The following is a 26,278-nucleotide window of genomic DNA, read 5'->3' as shown; positions in this document are numbered from 1 at the left end:
CTGGGACAATTTGCGCCCAGTATTGTGAAAAACTTTAGAGGTAGGTATGAATGTTACGGGAGCTAAAAGCTCTAGCAAGGGCCTGAGTGCAATGGGATTGGCCGTGCGTGATTTAGGGGTGATGTGTAACGATGGCAGTACCGAGGACATTTGCTTCAGGGCTGTTGTGAAATATCTTGCTGAAGATAAAAATTTCAGGCGCAGTGCCGCCAGGCTCAGTGAGGCGTTGAAAGATTATAGAAGGTGCCATAGCGTGATCGGTGCAAAAATAAACGAAGCAATAAGCGCTAGGCCGGATGTATCAGAATGTGTGGCCCGTGTTCCCGGTCAGGTAAATTTATTCACGGCAAACAGACGAGAAGTGCGTAGGGTACTGAAATTCTTTCACAAAGCATACCACATGAAGTATGCAGAAAACGGTGGTACTCGTGAGGGAGTAATTGCTGAGCTCATGGCATCTTGCCCGAAACTGCGTTATGACGGGTTGCGACAAGAAAGCGCAGACGGTGAATTGCAGCCCAGTGAAGCAGATTCTGAGAAAAGCATAACTGAGATTCTAAAAAGATTTTCGGGGGCGAGGACAGCAGACGCAGACCAACTATGCAGGGAAATACTTTTGTGCTTTTCAACAGAAAGGCTTGCGACCGGTAGTAGTCGTGAACAGAGAGCGGGAGTTAACAGGGTGTGCATTTGTTACGATGTTCCTCAGAACACTGGGCTCACTATTGTTGGCAAGGAATTGTTGGTTCTAGGTGATATTTCCGGTACCGTCACTGCTGTAGGGCACAGTTCGCTGCCGAATCTACCACGCCTTTTTGTGCATGGAGTCTCTCGCGGAGGGAAAGTTGAGGGTTTTGGTAGCGTGATTGTTACCGGAAGCAATAGGGGTTGTATACGCGTACACGGGCAAATAGGTGGTAGCGAGGCCACGCTTGGGGGAAGTAACCTAGGGAAAATTTATATGGTGCAGCAAGAGGGTGCTGTCAGGTTGAGTAATGGTGCATGCGGTAGTGAGGGGTCGACTGGAACTGCGCAATCAGAGGTTGCCGGCCGTACGTGGACAAGCGGAAAGTTCTCTCTAAACGTTATGGGAAACAATTCCGGTACTATACGCATAGCAGGGAATTCTACACACAAATCTGATGCTCTGATTCAGGGTGCGAACACGGGGAGGATATTTTGCGACAATACTAATCTGAAAGTGCGTGGATATTCGACCATGTGGATTAGGCAACAAAAATCTGGGCCCAAGCCCAGCATGACGAGGTCATCTAGCATATTTAGTAGCATTTCCTCTTGGATTTCGAGGCTATTCTCAAGGCGGACTTCTACCAATGTTGTACAAGAGCCTGCTGATAGCCCATCGGGCAACAACCGTTCTTATGTTCATGCAGTGCACTGCGATATTGAAATTGCGGCGAACCAACTGTCTGGCCTACTAGTATGTGGAGAGGGAAATACGATTGAGCTGACGGGCGCCGGACGCACATCTGACACCACCTACGACGTAAAAAATTGCAAAATGTTCTTGCGTAGCAGCAAAATACGCCAGGGCACCGGTGGTGCGGAAGTAAGGTATGTGCGCGAAAGTAACATACGGCTTGAAAGAGGAGAAATATCCCTTCCAAACTCAGAGATTTCGCTCAGTGTAGTAGATCTAAGAGAGACATCAAGCCTTACTGCGCACAAAATGCGTTCCTGCAATGTGGTACTTAAAGATTTTAGCAACGTGTGCATTGATGGTGAAATGCACTTGTGCAGAGTCCTTATGTTAAGAGATCGGGATACGCGTGGTACTAAGTGTGTGCACCGGGGTAGACTGGACACATTCAGGCTTGATGTGCCAGTAATACGTGGCGGCCTGATATATGTAGAGCAGGGTGATGTATTCGCCCATTGCGTGCAAAATACCCATTTGGTTGTGGGGGAGTGCGGTAATGTGAGTGTTGCGTATTTTAAGAAGGGCTACGTCTGTGTGGGTGAGCGTCTTCACCTGCAGCGCGATACAGGCCCTCCTGACAAACGGGTAAGATTTGCAAGCACGGTTAGTTGCGTATACGAAATACCAGTTGTTGGGGGTGCTCGTAAGTTTGTATACGACACCCCGCTGAAAAGAGACAGAAGTGAGAAGGGTGACGCGTGTGTGGCACGCTTTGGGTACGTGGAAGATACCGAAGTTTTTGCCGGATACGTTCCGCACCAGGATGTGTTGCTGAGTGCTAGGGAGATGAAGAGATGCGCTTTTTGCATCAGGCAGAAGGGAAGGATAGGTGCTGGTATTCTTGAAGAATGTAGTGGTGAAGTTATAGGTGATGGGGTAGAACTGGAGGCATGCATGGTGCTCAATAGCACGGTAAAGCTTACCGGAGATTCCAGACTTGTGGTACCAGAGAGCATTAGAGGCAGCCTGATTGGGGTTGGTACTGCATCTACAGTACTCTGGTTGTGTGATGGGAATGTTACCAATAAAGCTGTTGTAGGTGCCTCTAGGTACGGACTTGTATTAGGGGAATTTGCTGCTCGCTGTACGGCCAGCAAGTGGGTACCAAAAAGCAGCAGGGGCCTCGTAATTGGGAGTGACACCGTGCGCACTGCTGATGAGGAAAGCTTGGTTGGTAGGTCAGATGTTGTGCGCTTTTATGGCATGCAGCAGAGGCTTACAAGTTACAGGCCCGCGCAGTCAGATTTTCTCATAGAACACGCACAAATTGAGTCCAAAAGGAATTATTTCAGAGATAGCGCTGCCAACGTTATGGATATGGCACGGTGCGCGCATGAGGATATGTTGTGTGCCGCCAGTAAGCAGTGTCGAGAGTTGTCGGAGTCTGACTGCGGGGTACTGCGTGCACCACTGGATCACGAAGGTAAATTTGCAGATATGGGAGGAGTTGCTGTATGTCAAGAAAAGCGGGAAAGCGCGACTAGTGCCTCATCAAGGGATAGAGACACCAATTTTGCTGGTAAGAGCAAGGTGTGTGGTGAGCCGCAGCGTGGCACTTCCCGAATCACTAAGGGGCCATGCGATGTACGCCTGAGCCACATGGCAGGCGGGGAATATGAGACTATCGAGGATGTTAGGCGCCTTAGGGAATGTTACGAGGCTGAATTAGCGCAGAAGGCTCGGCAATCACGCACAGTAAATGCTTCTGGTACCAACACTTCAGACTGCAGGAGCCCACTTTCGCGATGCCCGGAAGCTGATGCACGAACACCATCCAGAGCGCACCTAACACTACCGATAGGCGAAAGGGCTGGTATGGGTGATGGCAATGTAAACCCTAGCCGCAGAAAGAGGTTAGTAGCGTCGCGTGCCGCAGGCACGGAAAAAGCTCCGCCAGTGCGCGGAGCCTCGGTTTTACCTGTTGTTAGTACGGATTCTACAGGTGGTGTAAGGAATATTGGAAGTGTGGAAATACATAATGGGGGAAATGAGGGCAATAATATTGGTCTATTGGATATCACCAGCGTGTCAGAGGTAGACAACAGTAAGCTCATTGCGTAAAACGGGCCTAAGCTGATCGCGCATGACTGTGGAGCAGTAACTGGCCACGGCCCTGCTGCTAGCCGCTAAAGCAAGCGACCCAACACAGGCTGGTTTATTACGGGGGAGGTTTATCCTGGGTTGCGGGGCTGTCCTACCAGAAGTTCAGAAACTTGCTGACTACTGCATGGTATGTGGAGTATGCGAAGTGGGACACGAACACGGCAAGACATGTGTAACCAAGATTTACTCGCAGGTATCCGCAGGATACGTTGATGAGTGAGCCCACGATGTGTGTCCAAGATAACAATGCTAGGGGTGCCAAGCATGCCAACTGTAAATAGCCACTAGGCCGGGCATATTCTGACTTGTGATATCTCATCCGTGCGAAAATTACAAGCCTGCCCATGCACCAGTTTACGACGCCCCCAAACAATGCTCCCAAGGTTGTTACCAATATTGACGTTAGCGGATTGTAGCCTCCAAAACAGCACATGATGTCAAACACCGTTGCCCTACTTGCTGGGAGGACCATAGCCCCAACCACGCTGTCTGTAAACAACAGGAGATACGCCTCCAACGTATGAGCGAGACCCATGGCCACCTTACAGCACGTACGGATACAGAAAGTGGGACCGGTGCGATTCGAACGCACGACCCTCAGATTAGGAATCTAATGCTCTATCCTACTGAGCTACGGCCCCAAAAACGCAAACCCCCACAACACTGACACTCTACACAATCTTCCGCTTCAGGACAACTAACATTTCTATGGTATGCCCGCGAAATTGTGATGCTACGGTATGTAAGAGCCTAGTAAATGCGCATTGTACGCTAATTAATTATTAAAGCAATTGCAACGTGGAAAACTGTATGCACGGTTTCGTATACCCAACTACGATGAAGTAAGAGGAGAGGCAAAAGTGGCGAGAATGCACTCTTGCCTTAATGCCTCACACAGCCTGTATATGTCTTGTGGTGTGTGTGCCGCGGTGAATGCGAATCTTAGTCTGGGAGTGGGCACAGTAGGTGGGCGTATGGCTGCCACCAAAAATCCCCTTTGTGCCAAGATTTGCGCCGCGTGCACCGCGCTGTGTGAGTCTCGCATGATGATAGGTACAATGTGGCTTGCGGGTTCTGGTAGTTCCATAGCTTTACAAAACTTCCTTGCAAGTGTAATTGGAATTTCGCGGTTCTCGTGGACCATGTCTATAGCGGCGCTCGCTGCGGCGACTATTGCTGGGGGGAGAGCGGTTGTATATACGAAGCTTCTCGCGGCGTTTTGAAGGTAGTCTATAACCACATTCGAAGAGCAGACATACCCTCCCAGCGCTCCTGCGGCTTTGGATAGGGTGCCTATGTAAATATCGGGCTGCAGCGTGCTTGTCATGCCAAAGCTGTGTGCTACATCCACTGCAAGCCATGCACCGTGCTCCCTTGCCACTTTTACCAGTGCATCTACTGGTGCCAAGTCCCCATCCATGCCGTATACCCCCTCCACAAGCATCAAGCAATGTCTATGCTTTTTGCGGTATTTTCTCAGCAGCTCTTCACAGTGAGCGAGGTCGTTGTGTATGAACCTGTAAATCTTAGCTCCGGATAGCTTTGCCCCATCAACTGCAGAAGCATGTATCAATCTATCGGCGAGTATCATATCGTGCCGGCCAACGATTGCAGATATGCTCCCTACATTCGCTAGGTACCCACTACTGAATACCAATGCAGCCTCTGTGCGGTAGATTCTAGCGATTTTTTCTTCTATCTCCTTATACAATGGATGGTTGCCCGTAATCAATCTCGATGCTTGTGCTCCCACCCCATAAAGCTCTATGGCCTCAATGGCAGCTCTTTTTACTGAGCTGTGATTGGCTAGAGCCATGTAGTCATTGCAGGAAAAGGAAATAAGCTGCATCCCATTCGCGGTTGTTACCCGCCCACTGGTGGCTTGCCTAGTGGTGGTGGCCACCTTCCTATGTAAACCCTTTGACTCGATAGACTCACACCTGGCCTTTAGTACGCTTTCCAGTGTTGTGTGCACTCCGCATACCTGTAAAAAAGAGTTGTTTTCTTGACTATTCTACGACATGGTGAGCGTTCACGCAGCGATTATAACTGTGCAGTGCGTACCCTACCCGTTTACGCGACGCCCAAAATGCATTACGCTATCTGCGGGGGGACCTGTTGGTGGGTTCCTTACCCGTGCCCCGTATCCTCTAGAATGTCTTGGCTTACGCCTTTGGCCTCGGACTCATTTTTTTGGATATCAATTACCGCGACCCTGCCGCGGGAACCGAAGTTGGCTAGGTTTTTCATGAAAACAGCACACGAAAACGCGGCGGCACTCGCCACCATCACAAACCAAATGTGTCTACGCATACACCTGTTAGCAGTAACCCGATTCAACACAATAGCTCATTACAGCATAAATGCTAGGATTATTAGAATTTAGTGTTAGTATTTTGCCGTGGTATTTCTGGTTCATATGAGCATTCTTGGGTTGTTGTTGATTCAAATGATGCTTTGGGTGGTATTTTCCGGGTATTTTGACGTATTTTTCCTGTCCGCAGGTGTTGTGAGCTCGCTGCTGTCGGTGTTCGTATGCCACGTGATAGGTGTTAGGGGGGAGTCTGGTTACATCAGATATGCGTTGTCCCGTGGGGATGCGGTGAAGTTTGTGAGGATTATTTTTCTGTATTTACCATGGATATTTGGCCAGGCAGTGCTGTCCGCGTGGTTTGTGGTCAAGAGAGTGTGCGCACTGAACGTACGCGACACGAACACACCCGTGATGGTACTTGTGGACACTACGCAGGATAGCGGGCTGGGTGCGTTTATGCTAGCTAGCTCAATCACTCTCACCCCGGGTACGGTTGGTATGAACGTAACGCGGGATTATAAGGTTGAAGTCCTAGCTTTGGAGCAGAGCCTGGTTCCCGGCATTTCCGAGATAGACAGCCGCGTCAGTGCTGTGTTGGGAGATAGCGTACAACCTAAGTGATAATCGCGACCTTGGGTTGGCAGGGCCCAAAGTTGGGAATCAGAAAAGTTTTGTGAGAGCTCACTAGTGTGGCCAAGCGCAACCTCAGTCTCTTGCCTTTTCGTAGATTTGCACGATTCCCTTTATTGTAAGCAACCTGTCGATATGGTCGATATAATTGCAGTTTCCGAAAAGGTTCACTCCCCCTCCAGTTGCCACAACATATGGAATCCTAGCCCCCCCTTCGCGGATTATTTGTTTTGTTATGCCTTCAACCATGGTTCTGTACCCCCAGTACAAGCCGGCCTCCAGCGACGGGGCTGTGGAACCGCATACTATTTTTTCTGGTTCTCGCACAAGTGTTTGGGGTAGCAATGCAGTGCACTCCCTCATGCTGTGAATCAGGCAGGACACGCCCGGAGCCATGACTTGCCCATACAGGGCACCATCTTTGTCCAGAAGGTTAAACACGGTGACTGTGCCCATGTCAATCACCAAGAGATCCCTTGCGGGCCACAGAATTTTTGCAGCTACCAAATCTGCAACTCTATCTGCCCCTATAGTTGGTTGTGTCAGGAGAATTCTGAGTCCGAACAAGTCTGCATGGGAATTCGTGACGAACACCGGAGAAATGCCGAAAAAACACTCAAACAGCTCTTCTATATGCCCGTTCACAACCGGCACCACGCTGGAGATCGCAGCTCCGCGAACTCCTGCAAGAAGATCCACGGATCCGTGCGATGCCAGTACGCTGAGACATGCAAAATACTCAGCTGCTGTTCTGTTTTTGCAGGTAGATATTCTCCACTGGTCTACGACTGTGCCGTTTTCATACAGTGCAATCTTGGTGCTGGTGTTGCCAACATCAACCGCAACCATCATACAACTTTACCGCACATCCACGCCCACGGCCTGCTCTACATTTGAAAACCCCTCTTGTGTCAGAAGCTCGGCCAGCTCCATATTGATTTTCTTCACGACCCCAAAACCCTCGTACACTAAGGCAGTATACAGCTGCACCAACGATGCACCGGCTTTTATTTTTTGTAAAGCTTGCGCGCCGTTGCTCACCCCTCCGCACCCTATCAGTACTACTTTATCCTTGAGCAAAGAATACATTTCAGAGAGCACCGTTGTTGATAGGTCAAACAATGGCCTACCGCTGAGGCCACCCCGCGTGATTGACGTATTCCTATTTTTTCCCAGTAGGCTGAGATCTGTAGTAGTATTGCTCACTATGAGGCCGCTGATCTTGTGTTTCACAATCTCCTCGGCTATGTCATGCTTGAGCTCATCGCTAATGTCTGGGGCTATCTTCAGGAATATTGGAACAGACTCCGCCTGGTCAACGGAACGCCGCGCATCTCTTACAGAAGAAAGGATCTCAGACAAAGGGGCCCTATTCTGCAGGTCACGCAGCCCCGCAGTGTTGGGGGACGAAACGTTAATAGTGATATAGCTGGAAAGCCCGTATACACTCCTGACCATCTCGGCATACTCAGCAGGAGGATCAGTACAAGTTTTGTTTATCCCCAAGTTGGCACCAAACACCAGGTTGTTTAGCTCTTTTCTGTCAATTTTCTTAATGAAACGCTGTATGCCCTTGTTGTTAAATCCTAGGCAGTTTACCACAGCTTTTTGGTCCACTATTCTGAAAAGGCGTGGCCTTTTGTTCCCAGACTGCGGTTTTTTTGTCACAGTACCGGCTTCCACGAACCCGAATCCCATGCCCATTAGGGGCTTTATAACCTCAGCGTTCTTGTCGAACCCGGCAGCCAAACCTATGGGTGTCCTAAACCTCAAATGGCACAGCTGAATGCTCAGGCACTCGGGCATCTGCCCCCGCACCTCTGGGAATAACCCATGCTTGAGCCCAAAAATCACCAGCCCATGGGCAACTTCAGGGGGTATCCAAAAACGTGGACTGTAACTAGACCTGAAGAAAGACACTACCGCACCCAAACCATCTACCGGGAATGATACCACGCCAGGCGAGAAATGCCAAAGCTCCCGTGAAGTGTAGTTTTACCACTATTTGCTATAACTGCAACAACCATCAATACATACTAAGTAACGGTATGGTACACTGGCAGTTGTGTACGCGGCGGGAGTCTGCACGCAGTGGCCGTTTGCGATTGGAAAGAGGCGCATTGTCCCATACGCGCCAGAGCAAGGTGCTGCTCTGATTTTTGGTAGTCTCTGTGTTATAGGAAGTAGATGCGGGTTTTGTCTGTGGACAACACGCGGGAACTGAAGGTCCTGCAGACTAAATCTTCCCCGGTGGAGAAGGTAGACGATGAGATTTTTGAGCTCGTCGATCGTATGGCAAAAGTGATAAACACGAGCGGCACCGTGGGCTTTTCCGCTATCCAGCTTGGCGTTTCCAAGAGGGTTTTTGCAATCAATGTGGCCAGTGGGCTGTTTGATGCGGCGCAGGATATCAAAGTGCTATCTGGCTATCACTCGCTCAGTGGGAATAACCTGGTTTGCGTGAACCCCAGGATAGTGAGCTTTTCGGGCGAAACGGTGGTTTTGTTTGAGGGGTGCCTTTCTGCCAGCTCCTACGGCTTAATCGGAATAAGCAGGCCCAAGCATCTCGACCTAAAATACACGGATCTCATGGGCAATGAGTGCGTGATAAGGGCATACAACTGGCTTGCCAGGTGCATACAGCACGAGCTAGACCACCTAAATGGGGTGTTGCTTGCCAATCTAGTTGACAACATTAGAAATCCAGAAGCAAATAGCGTCTCCGAGGAAGATCTCAATACTGTTCACATACTTTTGGTGGATCGGAAATCCTGAGTTTTGCGCGGGTATTTCTAACCTGCAGCCTTCCCTGGCACACAATCATGGTCGCTGCTCGTTTTTTAGTGACGCATTAGCGCGCGTCTGCGGGTAGAGGCGTACGTGGACGAATCTACTTTCACCATAAAAACGCGATGGAACTACAATATTGGCCTGGTACACGTCGGCGCTGCCTGGTACAATGCTGCACCTATCTGTTTGTACGTGCGGAGGAATGCGTGGTTATATCAATAAACGGCCCTAGTTTCTTTTCTGGAGACTCAGTAAAAAATTTAGTGGTAATGCTTCATGGCAGGGGAGCAAATGGTGACAACATGATTTCTCTCGCTCCGCAGATGTCAAAAGAGCTTCCTGCCACTCAATTTTTGGCTCCTCACGCACACATGAGCTACGGCGGCGGCTATACTTGGTTTTCAGATAGTGTACGAGACATGGAGGAAAGCACCGCGTTTGTTGAGATTATGCAGGCGGTTGAGATTGTAAATGAGTTCATAGATGTGCAGCAGGACAGGTTCTCAATAGGTGATAGCGAGCTGTCTTTGGTGGGGTTTTCCCAGGGGGCGATGCTTGCAATATATGTTGGTTTGTGTAGAGCACAAAAGTGTGCCTCGATTGTGGCCTATTCCGGAGCCATACCGTTCCCTCATGCTCTGGCGACCAAAATCCGGTCAAAACCCGGCGTTTGTGTTGTCCACGGCACGGATGACCATGTAATTCCAATTCACTACTTTGATGAGTGCGTGAGTTTTTTGCGCAGCCAGGGCGTCCCGACTGTTGAACACAAGCTGCAAGATCTTGATCATTCGATAAACAGTGATGGTGCAAGGATTGGCACGAAATTCATCAAGGACAATTTTGCTACATCTTAGATATCACCCCTCTTGCGGGCTGTTTATAGCGGATCCGGTTATGGTATGCACAGCTGAAGTGCGGTGGCATGTTCTTTGCCAAATCGACAGATGCGCACAGTTGTCATGTGGGTGCTCGGTTGCTGTATTATTACATGGCCCGCGCCGCTTTACGGGTGCAACGTCCACCAATGCACTGCGGCTTGTTGGGTTATGCTATGGGAAGAGATGACACCCGCATAGACTGTTCTTTAAACGTCTACCTGTTTTGCACAAGTTGGTTGCAACATCCCCAGAAGGGGCCTAATGTGCTTCGTAACCCCCGTGTTTTGGCCAATAATTTTACCAACGCTCAAAACACGTTGAGGTTAACATGGCGAAATATGTTCTTTCTGTCGATGGCGGCGGCATACGGGGGATTGTTGCCGCTAAAATACTTTGTGAGGTAGAGAAAAGGCTTGGTAAACCTGCAGGCGAAATTTTTGATTTATTCGTGGGCAGCTCTGTCGGGTCAATCATAGCTGTTGCTCTTGCACTCAAAAACAATCAGGGGAGGGCCAAGTACACGGCTTCTGATTTACTAGGGTTTTTTCTAAAATTTGGCCCACGAATATTTTCCTTTTCACTAATGAGGCAGGTACTATCTGTAGCCGCAGGCACAAGGTTTTCCCCAGCGAACTTGGAAAACACGCTCAATGGCTTTTTTGCCAACCTAAAAATGGGGAACGTTGTTGCAAACGTTATGGTGCCGAGCTACGATCTATGCACAGGGCATACCTTCATGATGCGTAATTGGGAGTCGAAATTTCGAGACCTAAAGCTCGTTGACGTCCTACTTGCGGCATCGGCCGCCCCCACGATTTTTCCCCCCAGGAGTGTTGTAATCCAGGGCAAAAAATGCAGAATGATAGACAGCGGGCTTGTCGCAAACAACCCGTCTATCTGTGGGTATGCCGCATCCAGTGTGCTTTATCCAGACGAGGAGGTGCATTTCCTCTCTGTAGGGTCGGGTGAACGGTCCAGGCCCGTATTGCGCATACGCGATAGCCTGGCGTTTTGGGCGCTCAACGTGGCTAACGTATTTCTCGATGCCGGCATGGACGCTGTGGACTACCAAATGACCAGAATGGCCGGCAACTACCGATATACTAGGATAACCGGGCTCCTAAACAGGGCAACCTACAACTTTACCGATGCTTCACACAGGAATATGCAAGCGTTGCAAAGTGATGCAGACGATATCGTGGCGCGAAATTCAGAGCACATAGACAAGTTTGTTGATGCAATCAACTAAAAAGTGAGCATAACTGCCGGATTTTAACGCCCAAGTTGTGCACGGGCGCCCAATAGGTAACCGGGGTTTTAGCGGGGCAACCTACAACTTTACCGATATTTCGTGCAGGAACATACAAGGGATGAGAAGTAGACGCGAGGCAACCTACAACTTTGCCGATAGGATGTGTGCACATACCGGGGTTTGAGCGGGGTAGACTACAACTTTGCCGATACTTCGTGCAGGAACATACAAGGGATGAGAAGTAGACGCGGGGTATACCACAACTTTGCCGATAAGTGCATGCACACCGTTTGGTGCCTCGTAGCCGGACTTGATAGATTTTTTCGAAGGTGTATCATGGCCAATGGTACCTTTCCAATGGTGCTCGAGTGAAGGAAGCGGGTGGTGGCCCCATGGACATATTTGGTCTATGGTATTCTGAAATGCTACAAGCGGCCGCCGAAGGCCACGTGCATGAGCCGTCTGCAATGGTACTCGCCACTTGTGACGCCCAAAACAGGCCGTCGGCCCGGGTTGTACTACTCAAAAAGTACGGTGAAGCGGGTTTTGAGTTTGTTACAAATTTTGATAGTAGAAAGGGTAGGGAAATTGCCAATAATCCACAAGTTGCGCTGGTATTTGACTGGAGGTACATCGGCAAGCAGGTGCGCGTAGAGGGGGTGGCAACACTTGTGGATACGCATGAGTCTGATACATATCACGCATCGCGGTCCCGCGAGAGTAAGATTAGTGCGTGGTGTTCGAAGCAATCTACAATTTTGGAGAGTAGGGAGCTGCTACTAGAACAATTTGAACGTGAGCAACAAAGGTTTGAAGGCCAGGAGATTCCGAGGCCAGAGCACTGGGGAGGAATTAGGGTTATCCCACGTGTAGTAGAGTTTTGGGAGGACGGTGCATACAGGCTGCACTCCAGAAAGCGGTATAGCCTGGGAGATGATGGCACATGGAGCTCTGTTAACCTATATCCCTAATCGGCATATGCCCCCTGCATAGCGCGCAAACAGCTCCTAACCACGTCCCCATCGTTAAATTCTATCGACTCGCCCGCAATTTGCTGGGTGGTTTCATGCCCCTTGCCGGCTATCAGGAGCATGTGATCGTTACGGACTGCAAAATTGACTGCATAGTGGATTGCATCGCTCCTATTCGGAATTTCAATCGCCCGCTCGCAATGCGACAGAATCTCTTTTCGTATTGCCTCCGGATTTTCATTTCGTGGATTGTCATCCGTCACGATAATCACGTCGGCATACTTGCCGGCCACCATGCCCATGGCCCCGCGCTTCTCCCGATCTCGGTCGCCTCCGCATCCGAATACTAACACTATCTTTTGAGGGAACCCATGCCACTTTAGTGAAGTTAAGGCATGCTCCAGAGCCGCGGGTGTGTGCGCGTAATCCACAATTACGCGGCCACCTATCAGCTCCATGCGCCCCCTCGGGGAGACCAACTTATCGATGGGTATGTCGCTACACCTGGCCCCCGAAGCGGTTACTATGGCCAGTGCGCAGAGCAAGTTTGGTATCTGAAATTTTCCCAAAACTGGGAATGCTCCATCGTATACCACTTTGCCACATATTTCCACCGCCACGTTGTGCCCCAACGTGCTGCTTTTCAGGCGCGTTAACCTCACGTCACCCACGTTTATACCGTAGGTGATTGTGTTGCGGCTCCCTACCAACCTTCTCAGTTCGGCATACCGCCCCGAATCTGCGTTCAGCACCGCACACCCCTCATGTGACAGCACCTCCGAGAATAATTTTCGTTTTGCGGCCCAGTATTTCTCCATGCCGCCGTGGTAATCTGAATGGTCGCGGGAGAGGTTCGTAAATGCCGCGACACTGACTTTAACTCCGTACAGACGCTTTTGCGCCATGCCGTGACTTGAGGCTTCTATGCACAGGTACTTGACGTGAGAGTTGTATAGCTCACTCAACGTTTTGTGTAGCTCCATTGCGTCAGGCGTTGTAAGTAAAGTACTGCCATATGGGGTCACAATACCGCCTACTGCGGTACCTAGGGTACCAATGCTAGCTCCTGTGTTCCCGGTTAGGTGCCAAATTTGCCTACAGAAATCTGCCACAGAAGTCTTTCCGTTTGTACCCGTTACTGCTGCGACGAACTCAGGCTGCCTACCGCGGTAAAATGCAGAAGCCAACTTATAATAAAAATCATGCTGCTTTGGGAAAATTATTATCTGCGCGTTGTCCACACGTGGTAACGCTTCAGCGCTGCCAGCTACTATAAACCTCGCACCGGCCTTGACCGCGTCCGACACGAACTTTTTTGCAACTTCTGACAGACACACAAAGACGAAACCAGGCTTCACGTTTCTTGAATCAGCTGTGATTCCAGAAACTTGGTTGACCAGTTTCCTGACAATGCCGTCAATGTACATAAGGTTTATAATGGCGATTTCCGGGGGGGAGTAAAACATACAACGCAGTACATCACAAGCATATTTTTATGTCTATTCCGGCATGCTGATGGCCGTTTAAAGATATTTCCCACAATCTGGAGAGTAAACTGCACGTTCCACGTGCAGTGACGGTACAACGCCACAACGGGAGCGTGTAGTTTTCATCTCTCCATGATGCGCAGCTAGAGTATAATCACAGCTCGGCCGGTTACGGAAGCCTAGATAAGACACTTCCCACAGATGATATAATTTCTTCTTGATCTTCCAAGCCGCAGTAAACCCTTAGCCCATCTATGCCGAGCTGCGGCGCGTCAATCAATGACCCATTAAAAACCAGCGGAATTACTAAACTTCTGCACCCGCCCCACGATAACCCGATTTTGAAGGTCTCACTCCCCTCCAGCGCGCGGTCTACTTCCTCAACCGAATAGTTTCTGTCAAATACTACATTGACCAAGCCCAGGCCATATTTCCCGCGGCAATGCCTTTCCCAAACTTCGCGGTGAGGATATGACTGCGACCCAGGGTAAACCACCCTAGATACTTTTTTGTGTGCCTGCAATCTGGCAACCAGAGCGATTGCGGTGCTTTGCACTTGCTGCATGCGTACCCGCATGGTTTTCATCCCACGTTGCACCAGATAACAGTCGTCAGACGATACGTATATGCCATAATTCCGGTGGTCTACATACAGCCTTTCGAAAATCTCCTCGTCCCTCGCTACCAAGGCGCCCATCATCACGTCCGAATGCCCGCCAAAGTATTTCGTTAGGGAATACATGACAACATCTGCCCCATACTCAAAAGGATTGAAAACCGTGGGAATGCAGGAGTTATCACACAACACTACTATGCCGCGCTTTTTTGCGAATTCGATTATGGGTGACACATCTTCCATGACCAACCCGTAGGAACTCAGGGTCTCGATCAATATCAAAGATGTTTTTTCGTTTGCCAGCTTTGGCACATCCTCAGCAGACTCATACACTGAGACACTCCTCCCCAGCCTGGGATAGGACCCCTTTATGAACCTGTGCAGTTTGAAGTATGCCTTTTTGGGGACCAGCACGTGCGACCCCACATCGGAGAACGTTACGCAGGCCATGGCTAGGCACAAAAGGCCCGACGGAAACAGCAGTGCGTACCTTCCACCATCCACAGCGCGCACGTCATCAGCGAGAGATGTGCACGATGGAGTTGCTATGTTCCCATAGCTTGCGTCCACGCCGACTATCTTACCCGATGCATTGCAGTATCCACCGTACGCCCTTATGACTTCTCGAACACTAGAAAAAGGCACGGTAGAACGCCTATACACCGGGTAAGTAGTTACCACCCCACAACCCTTCGCCTCTGACGAGTCCACAGCCAGCTGTTCTTCAACAGGTTTTTTCATCGCTGTGTGCCCCCCTCCGCCTGCTCATCGCTAGTTGCCAGAAAGAAGGAGACAGAATGCACCATTTTCACCTCGTCCGCCAGAACCTCATGCAACAGCCGCCACCTGCGCAACTTACTCATACCCGCGAAGCAATCTGAAATTACCGTGACCCTTATGTGAGACACCGCGTAACCCTGACTTCCCACATGCCCGGCGTGATGCTGCGATTCGTCAGTTACCTCAACATACGCCCCAGCCATACGCGCGAGTATTTTCTCCCGCACCAAATCGACAACTCCCCCACGACCACCCGCAAGCGGTGTGCGCGGAACACTGGAACCAGTGCCCAAGCTCACGGTTTGCCCCGTATTTTGAGCTAAACCAGGCTTCATACCGAGGTGCTGCATTACAAACCGGAGCGATTGTGGGCGATGCAGTGTTAATTGTCAACACAAATCACGCCCCATTGCCGCATTTAGCCGCATATCATAGGGGTGCGAACTATGCGTTCTGGCAAAATCTGTGCGATTAGTGAACCACACGTTAACACGCGACATGATATTGTGCACCAGCCTTATGCCCCAAAGGAACAAATACGGAAACTGTTATGACTCCCCAGTAATAACTACAATGTGGTGTGCAAAATGTAGCTGCATGCCGGACACAACCGAATTTGAGCCCGGACCTAAACACCGTAGCGTAGAGCGCAAGTTACCCACGCTAGAAATGTTGCTGGCAGGCGCAAGTTTATGCCCTCAGGTCTTTTCACGGCAGGTCTTGCCTGTATAATGTTTCACTTAGTTCGGATGTTCAGGGGCCTGGTGCATGATTGATGAACTGTTCGTTCATCTTAGAACGCACAGCGATTACTCCCTTCTAGAGGGGATGATTAAAATAGATTCGCTTGTGGCAATGTGCGTGGATCAAAACATGCCGGCAGTCGCCTTGACTGACTCCGGCAATTTGTTTGGATCGCTGGAATTTTCTGACTGTGCTGCAAGTTTTGGCGTACAACCCATAGTTGGGTGCAACATCATGGTGCACGACGCAGGCGAAGACCTAGGAAACATTCTGATGCTGACAAAAAGCCGTGAGGGCTTCGCGAATTTGATTAGCCTAGTGAGCAATGGATTCAGGGAAAATCAATCAGGAAAAGCCAATCGGGTAAATGTTAGTGACCTGCTGCGGCAAGGTTCAGGGCTGCTTCTGCTAACCGGGGGGCACGATGATATTTTAGCCCGCGCCCTGCTGAGGAAAAGCGCCGGGTTGGGAGCCATAAATGCAGTTTTGGAAGCCTTTGGTAGCGATGTATACGTAGAACTGCAGCGCCACGGACTGGAATCGCAAAAAGAGGTAGAAGGGCTGCTGATCAGCTTTGCATACGAGCGCAACGTTCCTCTGGTTGCCACAAACGATGTGTTTTTTGCACGTAGGGATGATTTTCAAGCGCATGATGTCCTCTCGTGCATTTCGGATGGGACTTACATAGTGCAGGAAGGTCGACGCAGGCTCACCGAAGAACACTATTTTAAGACGTCTAAGGAAATGTTTGAACTGTTTGCCGACATTCCAGAAGCTGTGCGCAATACTCCGATGATTGCCCGGAGATGCTCGTTTATTGCGGAAATTAGAAAGCCATCATTACCGCACTTTCCATGCTCAGATGGCAGAACTGAGGCTGAAGAATTAACGGAATGCGCGAAAACGGGGCTGGAAGCGCGATTGCGGACCAAAAACATTGATGAAGATAGAAGGGCGAAATACCATGACCGGCTGCAATACGAACTCGGAGTAGTCATATCCATGGACTACTCCGGGTACTTTCTGATTGTGGCTGATTTTATCTGCTGGAGTAAAAAGAACGATATAATGGTCGGCCCGGGAAGGGGATCCGGCGCAGGATCGTTAATAGCCTGGTCCCTCGGGATTACTGACCTAGATCCTATAGAGTTTGGGCTAATTTTTGAGCGGTTCCTGAACCCGGAAAGGGTCTCCATGCCAGATTTTGACATAGACTTCTGCCAGGAAAAACGAGACAGGGTGATAGAGTATGTTAGGGAAAAATACGGGTACGTAGCGCATATTATCACCTTCGGTAAACTACAAGCCAGGGCCGTGCTCCGTGATGTCGGCAGGGTTATGCAAATACCCTATGCGCAGATTGACAAAATATGCAAGATGATCCCCCTCGATCCCGTAAGCCCGGTGACCCTTTCTGAGGCTATAGAGATGGACCAGAACTTGAAGCGGGAGCAGGAGAGTGACCATACAGTTGCCAAACTTCTGGAGATATCGCTGAAACTAGAAGGGCTATACAGGCACGCCTCGGTACATGCTGCGGGAATTGTAATTTGCGATAAGCCACTCGAGGATTTTGTTCCCCTGTACTATGATCAGTCGTGCTCGTTGCCAATCACTCAATACAACATGAAGTACGTGGAGAAAGCTGGACTGGTGAAATTCGACTTTCTGGGGTTGCGCACCCTCACCGTGCTGGATCAGGTGCGCTCCCTCATACAAGACAGGGGAATCAGCATAGAGCTTTCTGAGCTGCCCCTTGATGATAGCAAGACGTATGAGATGTTGTCAACAGGAAATTCTGTAGGTGTGTTTCAGCTCGAAAGTGCGGGGATGAGAGAGGCTATAAGCAAGCTTCGCCCTGATGGGATCCAAGACATAATTGCTCTGATATCGCTATATCGTCCCGGCCCCATGAACAACATTGCCATATACATAGCCCGTAAACACGGGCTGGAGAGCCCCGATTATATACATCCAATGCTGGAGGGAGTGCTGAAGGAAACATTCGGAGTGATTATATATCAGGAGCAGGTTATGGAAATAGCCAGGATTCTGGCGGGCTATAGCCTCGGGAGTGCTGACCTATTAAGACGGGCAATGGGTAAAAAAATTAAGGAAGAGATGGACAAACAACGCCAGAATTTTGTAAATGGCGCGGTGAAGAATGGTATAGATCGCGGCAAGGCCAGCTACATATTCGATTTGGTCGCGAAGTTTGCTGGATACGGGTTTAATAAGTCACACGCTGCTGCATACGCGCTCATCAGCTTTCAAACCGCATACCTGAAGGCAAACTATACCAAAGAGTTCTTCACTGCCTCAATGAACCTCGATATTGGCGATAAAGACAAGTTAGAGCTTCTATGCCAACAAGCAAAGGCATGCGGTGTCCGCGTGCTGCCGCCCGACGTGAACTCCTCGGGTGTGTTGTTTACAATCTCAGGTGATGCGATCAAATATGGGCTGGGTGCACTGAAAAATGTGGGACAAACTGCTGCTCGGGAAGTTGTGCCAGAGGCCGGCAAGCAGTACAGCGACATATGGGATTTCGCGCGTAACATGCGGGCAAAATGGGCATGTAAGCGGGTTATGGAAAGCTTGATAAAATCTGGTGCGCTGGACAGCATACACCCGAATAGGAGGCAGTTGTTTGAATCTTTGGGGACGATACTAGATGTGATTGATGATACTAGAAACAGCGCGGAATCAAAACAATTCAACCTATTCGGGATCACGGAGGGGCACAAACTCTTGGAGGTGGAAGACTGGTCCGAGGAAGAAAAGATTGCGCACGAGTTTTCCACCTTAGGTTTCTATTTGCGGTACCATCCCCTGGCCAAGTACGAAGGAGTTTTGCGGGGCTTGGGTATAAGGTTTGTGAGTGAGTGCCAAAATTCTGTGGAGTCAGGGATTAAAAAGTCTGCTGGTACAATCTCCAGCGTGAGAATCAGATCTGCGAACAAGGAGAGGTTTGCAGTTGTGAGGATCTCCGATCCTTACGGGGTCAACGACGTTGCATTTTACAACAGTAGGGTTATAGAAGCCGGTAGGGACCTGTTTCACAGCGGGGTTTCGGTGATGATAGACATGGACTATAACTCAGTAAAATCGCGGCTGATCGGTAAAAATATATACAGCTTTGGTGACGGGCTTTCCTCGATGACCCAAAAAATGAAAAATATAGTCATTCACTTCGGCCAGGGTTGCTACGAACCAAACATGCTTGGGAGGATCTTGCGTAGGGATCGGGGTAAAACAGAGGTATTTGTCGAAATGCCTTCCAAGGGTAACTTAGTGCTGATAAAGCTGCCAGGTGTGTTTCAAATTACTGCCGAAACCTACATGAAAATTTTAGGGCTGAGCTGGGTGCAGAATATTAGCGTCAATCATCAGGGGTTTTACCAGTAAACAAAACGGGTATGGTGCCATAATTTTTCCGGTCTGGTGCACCCCTAATTGTGGTTGATGCCCATTGCTCCTTTAACCGTGCATCTGTTACAACCGTTACGCCGCGAAGGCTGGGTTTGGCCGTGCTATGGCGCACATGGCCACGCCCACTAAAAACTAAATTGTAGACACCGCGAAGCGCTTTGCATCATTTAGGCGAAATGGTGTAGAATCCACCCTTTGCTTGTGTCTTAGATGTGTCCAACATGGAAGGGCATGAATACAGGTTGGCGTCTGATGAGTTTACTTGTGCCTACAGTGCGGAGCTCGGGTGTGCCGTAATTAGGGTTCCCGGGTGCGCAGAGGCGTCATGCATCTCGCTACTTCTGGCCGCACAGGCCGTAGGTGTTTCAAGGATTTTTGGTGTGCGAAAGTGCAGGCAGGTCCTTGATGTTGTGGGGGTGCTGGACGCCTTGGGAATAAGTGTGGCTCGCGAAAATGGATGCTACGTTGTTGAAGGGGTAGGTGTTGGAGGCTTGGCCGAGCCCTACCGCGAAATTTGTGTTGGATATTCCCCGCTTGTTGCGTGTATGACCATCGGCATGTTGGCCGTGCACCCGTTTTCTACGTTTCTGTTCGGGGGGTACAATCATCGAATTTCTCCCGACATTGCCGTGTGCGGGGATGATGATGTTAGCATGGTGATGGAAATGCTTACGTCTATGGGTGCAAGGTTTATATATAATGGTGCGGCGTTTCCTGCGCTGGTAATTGGCACGGACGAATGTGTACCGGCCGCACCTGACGCAGTAATTCCTTCCGACGCGGTGAAGTCTGCAATGTTGCTGTCATGCATAGGCGTAGCTGGGAAAAGTAGCATACGCGCCAAAAGTACCTTGGGCGGGTACACGGAGCTGCTCCTGAAACAGTTGGGCGCTAGGATTTGTGTGGAGAGAACCGGCTGCAGCACAGATACAGTAATAGTAAATGGGCAACAAGAGTTAGTTGCGGGAGAAATTTATGTTCCTGCCCCCACATCTGGGGTGTTATACGCCGTGGCGGCCGCAGTGATGATGCGTGGCATACCCGTCTTGGTTCCCGGAATCTTAGTGGATGATGTAGTAAGGGGTGTGCTCAATGTGTTTATCAGAATGGGCGCCTATGTGGCCTTGGTCCCCAATAGGGGCCTGTGTGATGCGAAAATCAGGGTAGGGGTGCTGCGCGGGGTAAAAATCGAGCGCGCAGAATTGCGCAATATAGCCATGAATCTGCCCGCAATATGTGCTGTGTGTGCATGCGCTGTGGGGACCACAACGATTACCGGGCTATCTACGCTGGGTAATGACGCGCGCGATGAGCTAGACATGGCCGCCACGGGGTTGGCAAAGTGCGGTGTGAAACTCAGTATGGGGGATGACTCTCTTACAATCCGCGGATGCGGCAATGCAGTTGTTGCGGGTTGTGAACGTGATGGTGCGGCGGTCTCGCGCATAGCTGCCCACATTTCTGCATCTATCGGCGGGCATGCAAGCCGCGGACTGATGAAATATGTGAAGGCATTAAGCAATTTTATGGGGGAGAGAGGGCCTCGTGGTGTCTTCGTGCAGGATACTAGCGACGAAAAAAGTTCTTAAAAATTGTTGACACAGTCTGGGCTATGGTAGATACTCCTACCCGGGGCTGAGGTGGCCCTGTTGCTTGATTAGTTGGAAGGGAAACTTTAGAGTAGAAATAGAGGCGGCGGTGCGTATAGCTAAATATTTTATTTAGTGCACTTAAGCTTATTTTGTTTTTGGTTTTTGCATGAGTCCAGATCATAATTTGCTTTTGTGATTTTAATCAAACTTGAGAGTTTGATCCTGGCTCAGAACGAACGCTGGCGGCAAGCTTAACACATGCAAGTCGAACGGACCATACGCGCAGCTTGCTGCGTGTATGGTTAGTGGCAGACGGGTGAGTAATGCATAGGAATCTACCTAGTAGTATAGGATAGCCACTAGAAATGGTGGGTAATACTGTATAATCCCTGCGGGGGAAAGATTTATCGCTATTAGATGAGCCTATGTCAGATTAGCTAGTTGGTGGGGTAATGGCCTACCAAGGCGGTGATCTGTAGCTGGTCTGAGAGGATGATCAGCCACACTGGAACTGAGACACGGTCCAGACTCCTACGGGAGGCAGCAGTGGGGAATATTGGACAATGGGCGCAAGCCTGATCCAGCTATGCCGCGTGAGTGAGGAAGGCCTTAGGGTTGTAAAACTCTTTCAGTAGGGAAGATAATGACGGTACCTACAGAAGAAGTCCCGGCAAACTCCGTGCCAGCAGCCGCGGTAATACGGAGGGGGCAAGCGTTGTTCGGAATTATTGGGCGTAAAGGGCATGTAGGCGGTTTGGTAAGTTAAAGGTGAAATACCAGGGCTTAACCCTGGGGCTGCTTTTAATACTGCAGGACTAGAGTCCGGAAGAGGATAGCGGAATTCCTAGTGTAGAGGTGAAATTCGTAGATATTAGGAGGAACACCAGTGGCGAAGGCGGCTGTCTGGTCCGGTACTGACGCTGAGGTGCGAAAGCGTGGGGAGCAAACAGGATTAGATACCCTGGTAGTCCACGCTGTAAACGATGAGTGCTGAATGTGGGGGCTTTTGCCTCTGTGTTGTAGCTAACGCGTTAAGCACTCCGCCTGGGGACTACGGTCGCAAGACTAAAACTCAAAGGAATTGACGGGGACCCGCACAAGCGGTGGAGCATGTGGTTTAATTCGATGCAACGCGAAAAACCTTACCACTTCTTGACATGGAGGCTAGATCTTCCTTAACGGGAAGGCGCAGTTCGGCTGGGCCTCGCACAGGTGCTGCATGGCTGTCGTCAGCTCGTGTCGTGAGATGTTGGGTTAAGTCCCGCAACGAGCGTAACCCTCATCCTTAGTTACCAGCGGGTAATGCCGGGCACTTTAAGGAAACTGCCAGTGATAAACTGGAGGAAGGTGGGGATGATGTCAAGTCAGCACGGCCCTTATGGGGTGGGCTACACACGTGCTACAATGGCGACTACAATAGGTTGCAACGTCGCAAGGCTGAGCTAATCCGTAAAAGTCGTCTCAGTTCGGATTGTCCTCTGTAACTCGAGGGCATGAAGTCGGAATCGCTAGTAATCGTGGATCAGCATGCCACGGTGAATACGTTCTCGGGTCTTGTACACACTGCCCGTCACGCCATGGGAATTGGCTTAACTCGAAGCTGGTGCGCCAACCGTAAGGAGGCAGCCATTTAAGGTTGGGTCGGTGACTGGGGTGAAGTCGTAACAAGGTAGCTGTAGGTGAACCTGCGGCTGGATTACCTCCTTTAGGCTTTTTGTCTGCTGTTCCGTCTTATGGCAGAGCACAGGCAAGCGTGCCGCCGTCTCTATTTCTGTTTTTGGTTTCGGAGGCCGCGTGGTGTTGAGATCTAGGCCCTTGTCTCCACATCTGCAGATCTACAGGTTGCCTGTTGCCGCCTGGCTTTCCATAACGCATAGGGCTTCTGGCCTCCTTCTCTTCTTTGGGCTGTTGGTGCTGTCGTGGCTCTTCGTCTTGCTGCGTTGTGCACCAGACTGCGTCATGCCCTTCCTGGCTAATCCTTGGGGCTTCTTCCTTGTGAAGCTGCTGTCGTTTTCTTGCTGCGTGGCCTTTTGTTACCACTACTTCAATGGGGTGCGGCACCTTCTGTGGGACTGTGGCGTCGGTCTCGACAAAACTGTCGTCACGGCCAGCAACACCTTTGTGCTGCTGCTCACGGCCGCGTTCTCGGTTGTTACGTTCTTTTTTGTTTGGTTGTAGCTCTGGCTCTTATGGGTGGAAGGTCGGTATATTTTTGGTGGATGCAAAGAATAGCCGGGCTGGTTATGCTACCCGTGCCGTTTCTGTTTGTGTTTTTCTACCGCTCTTACGGTTTTGAATCTGTTTATGCCGCTGACTATGGCTTTTGTGCCAGCATATCCGGTATCGCGCTTCTTGTTGCTGCGTTTTATCATGGGGTGCTGGGTGTGCAGGTAGTTCTGGAGGATTACGTTCAGTCTGAAGTTGCGCGTGCCTTTATGGTCACGTTTTTCAGGCTGTTTTCCGCGGTGACTATAGGCGCAGTGGTTTTGGCATTGTTTTTTGGGCACGGTGTAGGGGGAAGCTAGCATACCCGTGCGTGATTGCTGTGTTGCTTCCCTCTCGGTGGCTTGTCTGGGGTTGGTTGAGGTTGGTTGTCTGGGGTGGCGTGTCCCTATAATGAAGTTTATTAATTTTTAGAGAATTTTCTCTAGAATGTTCCCCCTGCGTAGGGGATTGTTAGGGCAGGGGTTATGCTCGAGGACCTTAGAAATTTGTGGAAATCGGCGGCACGTGGCGCCGGTGATGTTGGGACAAGCGTCAAAGAGTCCAGCGTGCCAGGGAGCGCCTGGAATGCGCTCAAGGTCACTTTTGGTCTCAATCTTAAGAATATTGCCAGGTTGGACCCCCAGGGAAATGGTGAGCAGCAGAAGGTGCGTGTCCCCGTGCTTATGTCACAGCTTATGGATCGCAGCCAGCCATGCGAATTCCTACCTCCCTCATGCTTCAGCGGGAAGGGCAGTAAGATGAGGCTTGAGAAGGGGCAGCTTGTAATCAGGGGTGTGTCATTTCCGCTGGATCCGATAAAGGCGGATGGTCGGGGGTTGGATAGAGCCGTCACCCACGATGGTAAGCTCCTGTACGCAATTAATACCAATCACCAAAAGAAGGCATTACTGGCTCTGGGCCTGGATTTGGAGCAATACAAAAACAAGCGGTTGGTGATAGCGTGCGAAGGGGACAGTGTGGTTCCCCCCTCTGAGAAGGACACCGAGGCTAAGGTCATGAGGGCCATCTACAATGCTGAGGTGACGGCCGAGACCAGGCGCATTATGAACGAAAGAAATGGCGCGACTTCATGGCTTCTCACCATCACAATGGCAGTGCCCTTCAACACATGTGCGGCGGTACTGAATTTTGCTTGCATGATCCCGCAAGGGGCGCTTGAGGCTTGTGCGCGTCTCCTAGGTGCAGGTGCCGCCAGCATGGAACGCGAGGCACAGCACCGTATTATATCCAAGCATAGGGGTACCGTTACCGGCCTGTCCTCTCCCGCGGGGTATATGCTTGCGGGATTTGCCCTCAGATGCATGGAGAAAATTGCGCTGCTTGGCGAGGGCGCGATCGGGAGTATAAGAAAGGTTTCCGTGAGCGCTGCCAAGGCTATCCCGATTCTGGTAAACTCGGCTTATAACCTTGACGCTTCCCAGCTGCAGGTCGGGAAGCAGCTTCTCGTCGATTCTGGGAATGCTGTGCTGGATTGCTTTATCGATGGCATTAAGGATATGAAAGGGCTGGGCTTTTACCTGGATCCCAAGGGAGAGAAGTCCCAAAGTGCGTCGGCGCGCGATGGCGTACCTGCTATAAGCACGGAAGTTGGAGAAAGTCAGCAGGATAATTCTCCCGAAGCAAAGGGTAGGGGGCAACAGAAGGGTGCCGCGTCCGCGCGTGGAGCAAATGATGATGGCTGTATTGTCCTGAGCGAGGCTGATATGCTAAAGGTTGTAGGTGCGGGCGCGGACCTCATGAGTAGCGGGACTACTGTTAGCTATGGCACGAGTAAGGGACTGCGGGATATCTTCGTGTCTGCCAGGAACCGTGGTCACGGCGCAATGAAGTAGCAACGAAGCGCTGTCGGCTGGCCTGTATGCGGGTAGATGCGGATAGCAGCGTGCACTCGGTCAGTGGTGTAGCTTCTGCGTGGTGCAATCCCTACAAGTTTTGAGACCTGTGAAGCTATGGTGTGTCGTCATCCGTGCCGGTGAGGTGGTCACGTTGTTGTCTGCAAAGGGTTATCACCTTGTGTGGGGCGGGCGCGGCGCGGACCTCATGAGTAGCGGGACTACTGTTAGCTATGGCACAAGTAAGGGACTGCGCGATATCTTCGTATCTGCCAGGAACCGTGGTCACGGCGCAATGAGTAGCAACGAAGCGTGAGTTATCACCTTGTGTGGGGCGGGTGCGGATCTCATGAATAGCGGTTGTAGCTTCCCTGCGGAATTCCTACAAGTTTTGAGACACGTGAGGCTATGGTATGTTGGCATCCAGGAATAGCGCGTAGTTGTGGAATACGGGATTGCATCCGTGCCCGATTTTGGGTGCACGCATCGCGCTTGCTAGGTAGCCAATAGCCGATTCCACACTCTCCTCCATCGACAGGCCGCATGCAATGAAGCTCGCTATAGCGGACGATAACGTACACCCAGTGCCATGAACTTTTCCAGGACATCTGGTGTTCTTAAAGCAGAATACACCGTTTTCTGTGAGCAGTATGTCCTCCACGTACTCTCCGTCGGAGTGCCCACCCTTTACCAAAACACTGCCGACTCCCAAAGATTTAATAGCCTCTCCTGCCCTGATCGCGTCCCGCTTCGTGAGTATCGCCATTCCGGACATATGCTCAGCCTCTGGAATGTTTGGCGTCACTAAAGATACCTTCTTTAAAAGGCTACCGGAGTGCTTCATGAACTCCGTAGCCTCGACCAACTCGTACCCGGATGTTGCGACCATCACTGGATCGAGCACCACGGGTATTCCGACGGGAATCAAACGTGCCACAGTTTCCATAAGACTAGGTGGCAGCATTCCTATCTTAATTGAGTCTATTTTTATGTCCGACAAGACAGCAACAATCTGCTTCTCAACGGCTTCTGGCGCCAAATCCCAGGTTCCGTAAACTCCCGTTGTATTCTGCGCAGTTATGGATGTTATGCAAGCAGCAGCGTAACACCCCAGCATAGTAACGGTTTTTATGTCCGCCTGTATCCCTGCTCCCCCTCCGGAATCAGAGCCAGCTATGCTCAGCACC

Annotated in this window: 20 protein-coding genes, 1 tRNA gene and 1 rRNA gene; 13 read left to right on the top strand and 9 right to left on the bottom strand. The window is 50.5% G+C overall.

All coding sequences use genetic code 11. The annotated features are described in order from the left end of the window. Positions 1–46: 46 nt before the first annotated feature. A complete protein-coding gene (locus ACIS_RS04260) occupies positions 47–3,502 on the top strand; it encodes a hypothetical protein (protein ID WP_012880950.1) in 3,456 nt (1,151 codons plus the stop codon). A 609-nt stretch (positions 3,503–4,111) separates the two neighbouring features. Here the strand turns inward: ACIS_RS04260 and ACIS_RS04250 are convergent. The 3 genes from ACIS_RS04250 to ACIS_RS05495 all read right to left on the bottom strand — a co-directional run bounded on the left by ACIS_RS04250 (position 4,112) and on the right by ACIS_RS05495 (position 5,833). Further along, a tRNA-Arg gene (locus ACIS_RS04250) sits at positions 4,112–4,185 on the bottom strand. A 191-nt stretch (positions 4,186–4,376) separates the two neighbouring features. After that, positions 4,377–5,519, bottom strand: coding sequence for an aminotransferase class I/II-fold pyridoxal phosphate-dependent enzyme (locus ACIS_RS04245; RefSeq protein ID WP_012880948.1), 1,143 nt, complete (start codon positions 5,517–5,519; stop codon positions 4,377–4,379). Between the two features lie 155 nt (positions 5,520–5,674). Then, on the bottom strand, positions 5,675–5,833 hold the full coding sequence (locus ACIS_RS05495; RefSeq protein ID WP_187286241.1) for a hypothetical protein: 159 nt from the start codon (positions 5,831–5,833) through the stop codon (positions 5,675–5,677). Positions 5,834–5,963: 130 nt separating this feature from the next. Between ACIS_RS05495 and ACIS_RS04235 the strand changes: the two genes are divergently transcribed. Further along, entirely contained in the window at positions 5,964–6,479 is a 516-nt protein-coding gene (locus ACIS_RS04235; RefSeq protein WP_012880946.1) for a Na+/H+ antiporter subunit E, read from the top strand. Between the two features lie 84 nt (positions 6,480–6,563). Here ACIS_RS04235 and ACIS_RS04230 read toward each other — a convergent pair whose 3' ends face one another. Together ACIS_RS04230 and ACIS_RS04225 are read right to left on the bottom strand one after the other, a co-directional pair. Next, entirely contained in the window at positions 6,564–7,340 is a 777-nt protein-coding gene (locus ACIS_RS04230; RefSeq protein ID WP_012880945.1) for a type III pantothenate kinase, read from the bottom strand. 6 nt (positions 7,341–7,346) lie between these two features. Beyond that, positions 7,347–8,408, bottom strand: coding sequence for a quinone-dependent dihydroorotate dehydrogenase (locus tag ACIS_RS04225; RefSeq protein WP_041651594.1), 1,062 nt, complete (start codon positions 8,406–8,408; stop codon positions 7,347–7,349). A gap of 267 nt (positions 8,409–8,675) precedes the next feature. Here ACIS_RS04225 and ACIS_RS04220 point away from each other — a divergent pair, with 267 nt between their 5' ends. The 4 genes from ACIS_RS04220 to pdxH all read left to right on the top strand — a co-directional run bounded on the left by ACIS_RS04220 (position 8,676) and on the right by pdxH (position 12,382). Beyond that, positions 8,676–9,263, top strand: coding sequence for a peptide deformylase (locus ACIS_RS04220; protein WP_012880943.1), 588 nt, complete (start codon positions 8,676–8,678; stop codon positions 9,261–9,263). 221 nt (positions 9,264–9,484) lie between these two features. After that, positions 9,485–10,135 carry an alpha/beta hydrolase gene (locus ACIS_RS04215; RefSeq protein WP_012880942.1) on the top strand — a complete coding sequence of 217 codons (651 nt, stop codon included), beginning with the start codon at positions 9,485–9,487 and terminating at the stop codon, positions 10,133–10,135. 352 nt (positions 10,136–10,487) lie between these two features. Next, on the top strand, positions 10,488–11,408 hold the full coding sequence (locus ACIS_RS04210) for a patatin-like phospholipase family protein (protein ID WP_012880941.1): 921 nt from the start codon (positions 10,488–10,490) through the stop codon (positions 11,406–11,408). A gap of 395 nt (positions 11,409–11,803) precedes the next feature. After that, a complete protein-coding gene (gene pdxH, locus ACIS_RS04200; RefSeq protein ID WP_041651589.1) occupies positions 11,804–12,382 on the top strand; it encodes a pyridoxamine 5'-phosphate oxidase in 579 nt (192 codons plus the stop codon). Here the strand turns inward: pdxH and ACIS_RS04195 are convergent. From ACIS_RS04195 to ACIS_RS04185, 3 genes are all read right to left on the bottom strand, one after another. Next, positions 12,379–13,809: a Mur ligase family protein gene (locus ACIS_RS04195; RefSeq protein WP_041651587.1), complete on the bottom strand. Its 1,431-nt coding sequence runs from the start codon at positions 13,807–13,809 to the stop codon at positions 12,379–12,381. The two genes, pdxH and ACIS_RS04195, sit on opposite strands and share 4 nt — an antisense overlap. Before the next feature lie 229 nt (positions 13,810–14,038). Beyond that, positions 14,039–15,226 carry a trans-sulfuration enzyme family protein gene (locus ACIS_RS04190; RefSeq protein ID WP_012880938.1) on the bottom strand — a complete coding sequence of 396 codons (1,188 nt, stop codon included), beginning with the start codon at positions 15,224–15,226 and terminating at the stop codon, positions 14,039–14,041. Beyond that, positions 15,223–15,600, bottom strand: coding sequence for a BolA family protein (locus ACIS_RS04185; RefSeq protein WP_041651272.1), 378 nt, complete (start codon positions 15,598–15,600; stop codon positions 15,223–15,225). The genes ACIS_RS04190 and ACIS_RS04185 overlap by 4 nt, the downstream gene beginning before the upstream one ends. 433 nt (positions 15,601–16,033) lie before the next feature. On the opposite strand from ACIS_RS04185, the gene dnaE reads away from it, so the two are divergent. The 7 genes from dnaE (at position 16,034) to ACIS_RS04150 (ending at position 25,407) form a co-directional block, all read left to right on the top strand. After that, positions 16,034–19,417, top strand: coding sequence for a DNA polymerase III subunit alpha (gene dnaE / locus ACIS_RS04180; protein ID WP_012880936.1), 3,384 nt, complete (start codon positions 16,034–16,036; stop codon positions 19,415–19,417). 245 nt (positions 19,418–19,662) lie between these two features. Next, the gene (locus ACIS_RS04175; RefSeq protein WP_238523267.1) at positions 19,663–21,030 is read left to right on the top strand and encodes a 3-phosphoshikimate 1-carboxyvinyltransferase; all 1,368 of its coding nucleotides are present in this window, start codon (positions 19,663–19,665) and stop codon (positions 21,028–21,030) included. 207 nt (positions 21,031–21,237) lie between these two features. After that, positions 21,238–22,740: ribosomal RNA gene (locus ACIS_RS04170) — 16S ribosomal RNA — on the top strand. Between the two features lie 87 nt (positions 22,741–22,827). Next, on the top strand, positions 22,828–23,211 hold the full coding sequence (sdhC, locus tag ACIS_RS04165; protein WP_012880934.1) for a succinate dehydrogenase, cytochrome b556 subunit: 384 nt from the start codon (positions 22,828–22,830) through the stop codon (positions 23,209–23,211). A gap of 11 nt (positions 23,212–23,222) precedes the next feature. Next, complete coding sequence (gene sdhD, locus ACIS_RS04160; protein ID WP_041651270.1) at positions 23,223–23,558, top strand: succinate dehydrogenase, hydrophobic membrane anchor protein; 336 nt, start codon at positions 23,223–23,225, stop codon at positions 23,556–23,558. A 165-nt stretch (positions 23,559–23,723) separates the two neighbouring features. Next, on the top strand, positions 23,724–25,091 hold the full coding sequence (locus ACIS_RS04155) for a hypothetical protein (protein ID WP_012880932.1): 1,368 nt from the start codon (positions 23,724–23,726) through the stop codon (positions 25,089–25,091). Positions 25,092–25,200: 109 nt separating this feature from the next. Further along, positions 25,201–25,407 carry a hypothetical protein gene (locus tag ACIS_RS04150; protein WP_012880931.1) on the top strand — a complete coding sequence of 69 codons (207 nt, stop codon included), beginning with the start codon at positions 25,201–25,203 and terminating at the stop codon, positions 25,405–25,407. Positions 25,408–25,497: 90 nt separating this feature from the next. On the opposite strand, the gene thiD is transcribed toward ACIS_RS04150, so the two are convergent. Beyond that, positions 25,498–26,277, bottom strand: a complete 780-nt coding sequence (gene thiD / locus ACIS_RS04145) for a bifunctional hydroxymethylpyrimidine kinase/phosphomethylpyrimidine kinase (protein ID WP_012880930.1) — start codon at positions 26,275–26,277, stop codon at positions 25,498–25,500. Position 26,278 lies beyond the last annotated feature (1 nt).

Origin of the sequence: Anaplasma centrale str. Israel, from assembly GCF_000024505.1 — a bacterium.
Lineage (GTDB): Bacteria > Pseudomonadota > Alphaproteobacteria > Rickettsiales > Anaplasmataceae > Anaplasma > Anaplasma centrale.
Note: the sequence above shows the minus strand (reverse complement) of the source record. Positions and strands in the feature narration are given on the sequence as shown.

Bases quoted from the DNA above. Each gene is read 5' to 3' on its own strand.
- sdhD (WP_041651270.1), top strand. From the start codon at position 23,223: ATGGGTGGAAGGTCGGTATATTTTTGGTGGATGCAAAGAATAGCCGGG.
- ACIS_RS04220 (WP_012880943.1), top strand. From the start codon at position 8,676: ATGCGGGTTTTGTCTGTGGACAACACGCGGGAACTGAAGGTCCTGCAG.
- ACIS_RS04230 (WP_012880945.1), bottom strand. From the start codon at position 7,340: ATGATGGTTGCGGTTGATGTTGGCAACACCAGCACCAAGATTGCACTG.
- ACIS_RS04235 (WP_012880946.1), top strand. From the start codon at position 5,964: ATGAGCATTCTTGGGTTGTTGTTGATTCAAATGATGCTTTGGGTGGTA.
- ACIS_RS04260 (WP_012880950.1), top strand. From the start codon at position 47: ATGAATGTTACGGGAGCTAAAAGCTCTAGCAAGGGCCTGAGTGCAATG.
- ACIS_RS04185 (WP_041651272.1), bottom strand. From the start codon at position 15,600: ATGAAGCCTGGTTTAGCTCAAAATACGGGGCAAACCGTGAGCTTGGGC.
- ACIS_RS04190 (WP_012880938.1), bottom strand. From the start codon at position 15,226: ATGAAAAAACCTGTTGAAGAACAGCTGGCTGTGGACTCGTCAGAGGCG.
- ACIS_RS04155 (WP_012880932.1), top strand. From the start codon at position 23,724: ATGCTCGAGGACCTTAGAAATTTGTGGAAATCGGCGGCACGTGGCGCC.
- pdxH (WP_041651589.1), top strand. From the start codon at position 11,804: ATGGACATATTTGGTCTATGGTATTCTGAAATGCTACAAGCGGCCGCC.
- ACIS_RS04210 (WP_012880941.1), top strand. From the start codon at position 10,488: ATGGCGAAATATGTTCTTTCTGTCGATGGCGGCGGCATACGGGGGATT.
- ACIS_RS04175 (WP_238523267.1), top strand. From the start codon at position 19,663: ATGGAAGGGCATGAATACAGGTTGGCGTCTGATGAGTTTACTTGTGCC.
- ACIS_RS04195 (WP_041651587.1), bottom strand. From the start codon at position 13,809: ATGTACATTGACGGCATTGTCAGGAAACTGGTCAACCAAGTTTCTGGA.
- dnaE (WP_012880936.1), top strand. From the start codon at position 16,034: ATGATTGATGAACTGTTCGTTCATCTTAGAACGCACAGCGATTACTCC.
- ACIS_RS05495 (WP_187286241.1), bottom strand. From the start codon at position 5,833: ATGGTGGCGAGTGCCGCCGCGTTTTCGTGTGCTGTTTTCATGAAAAAC.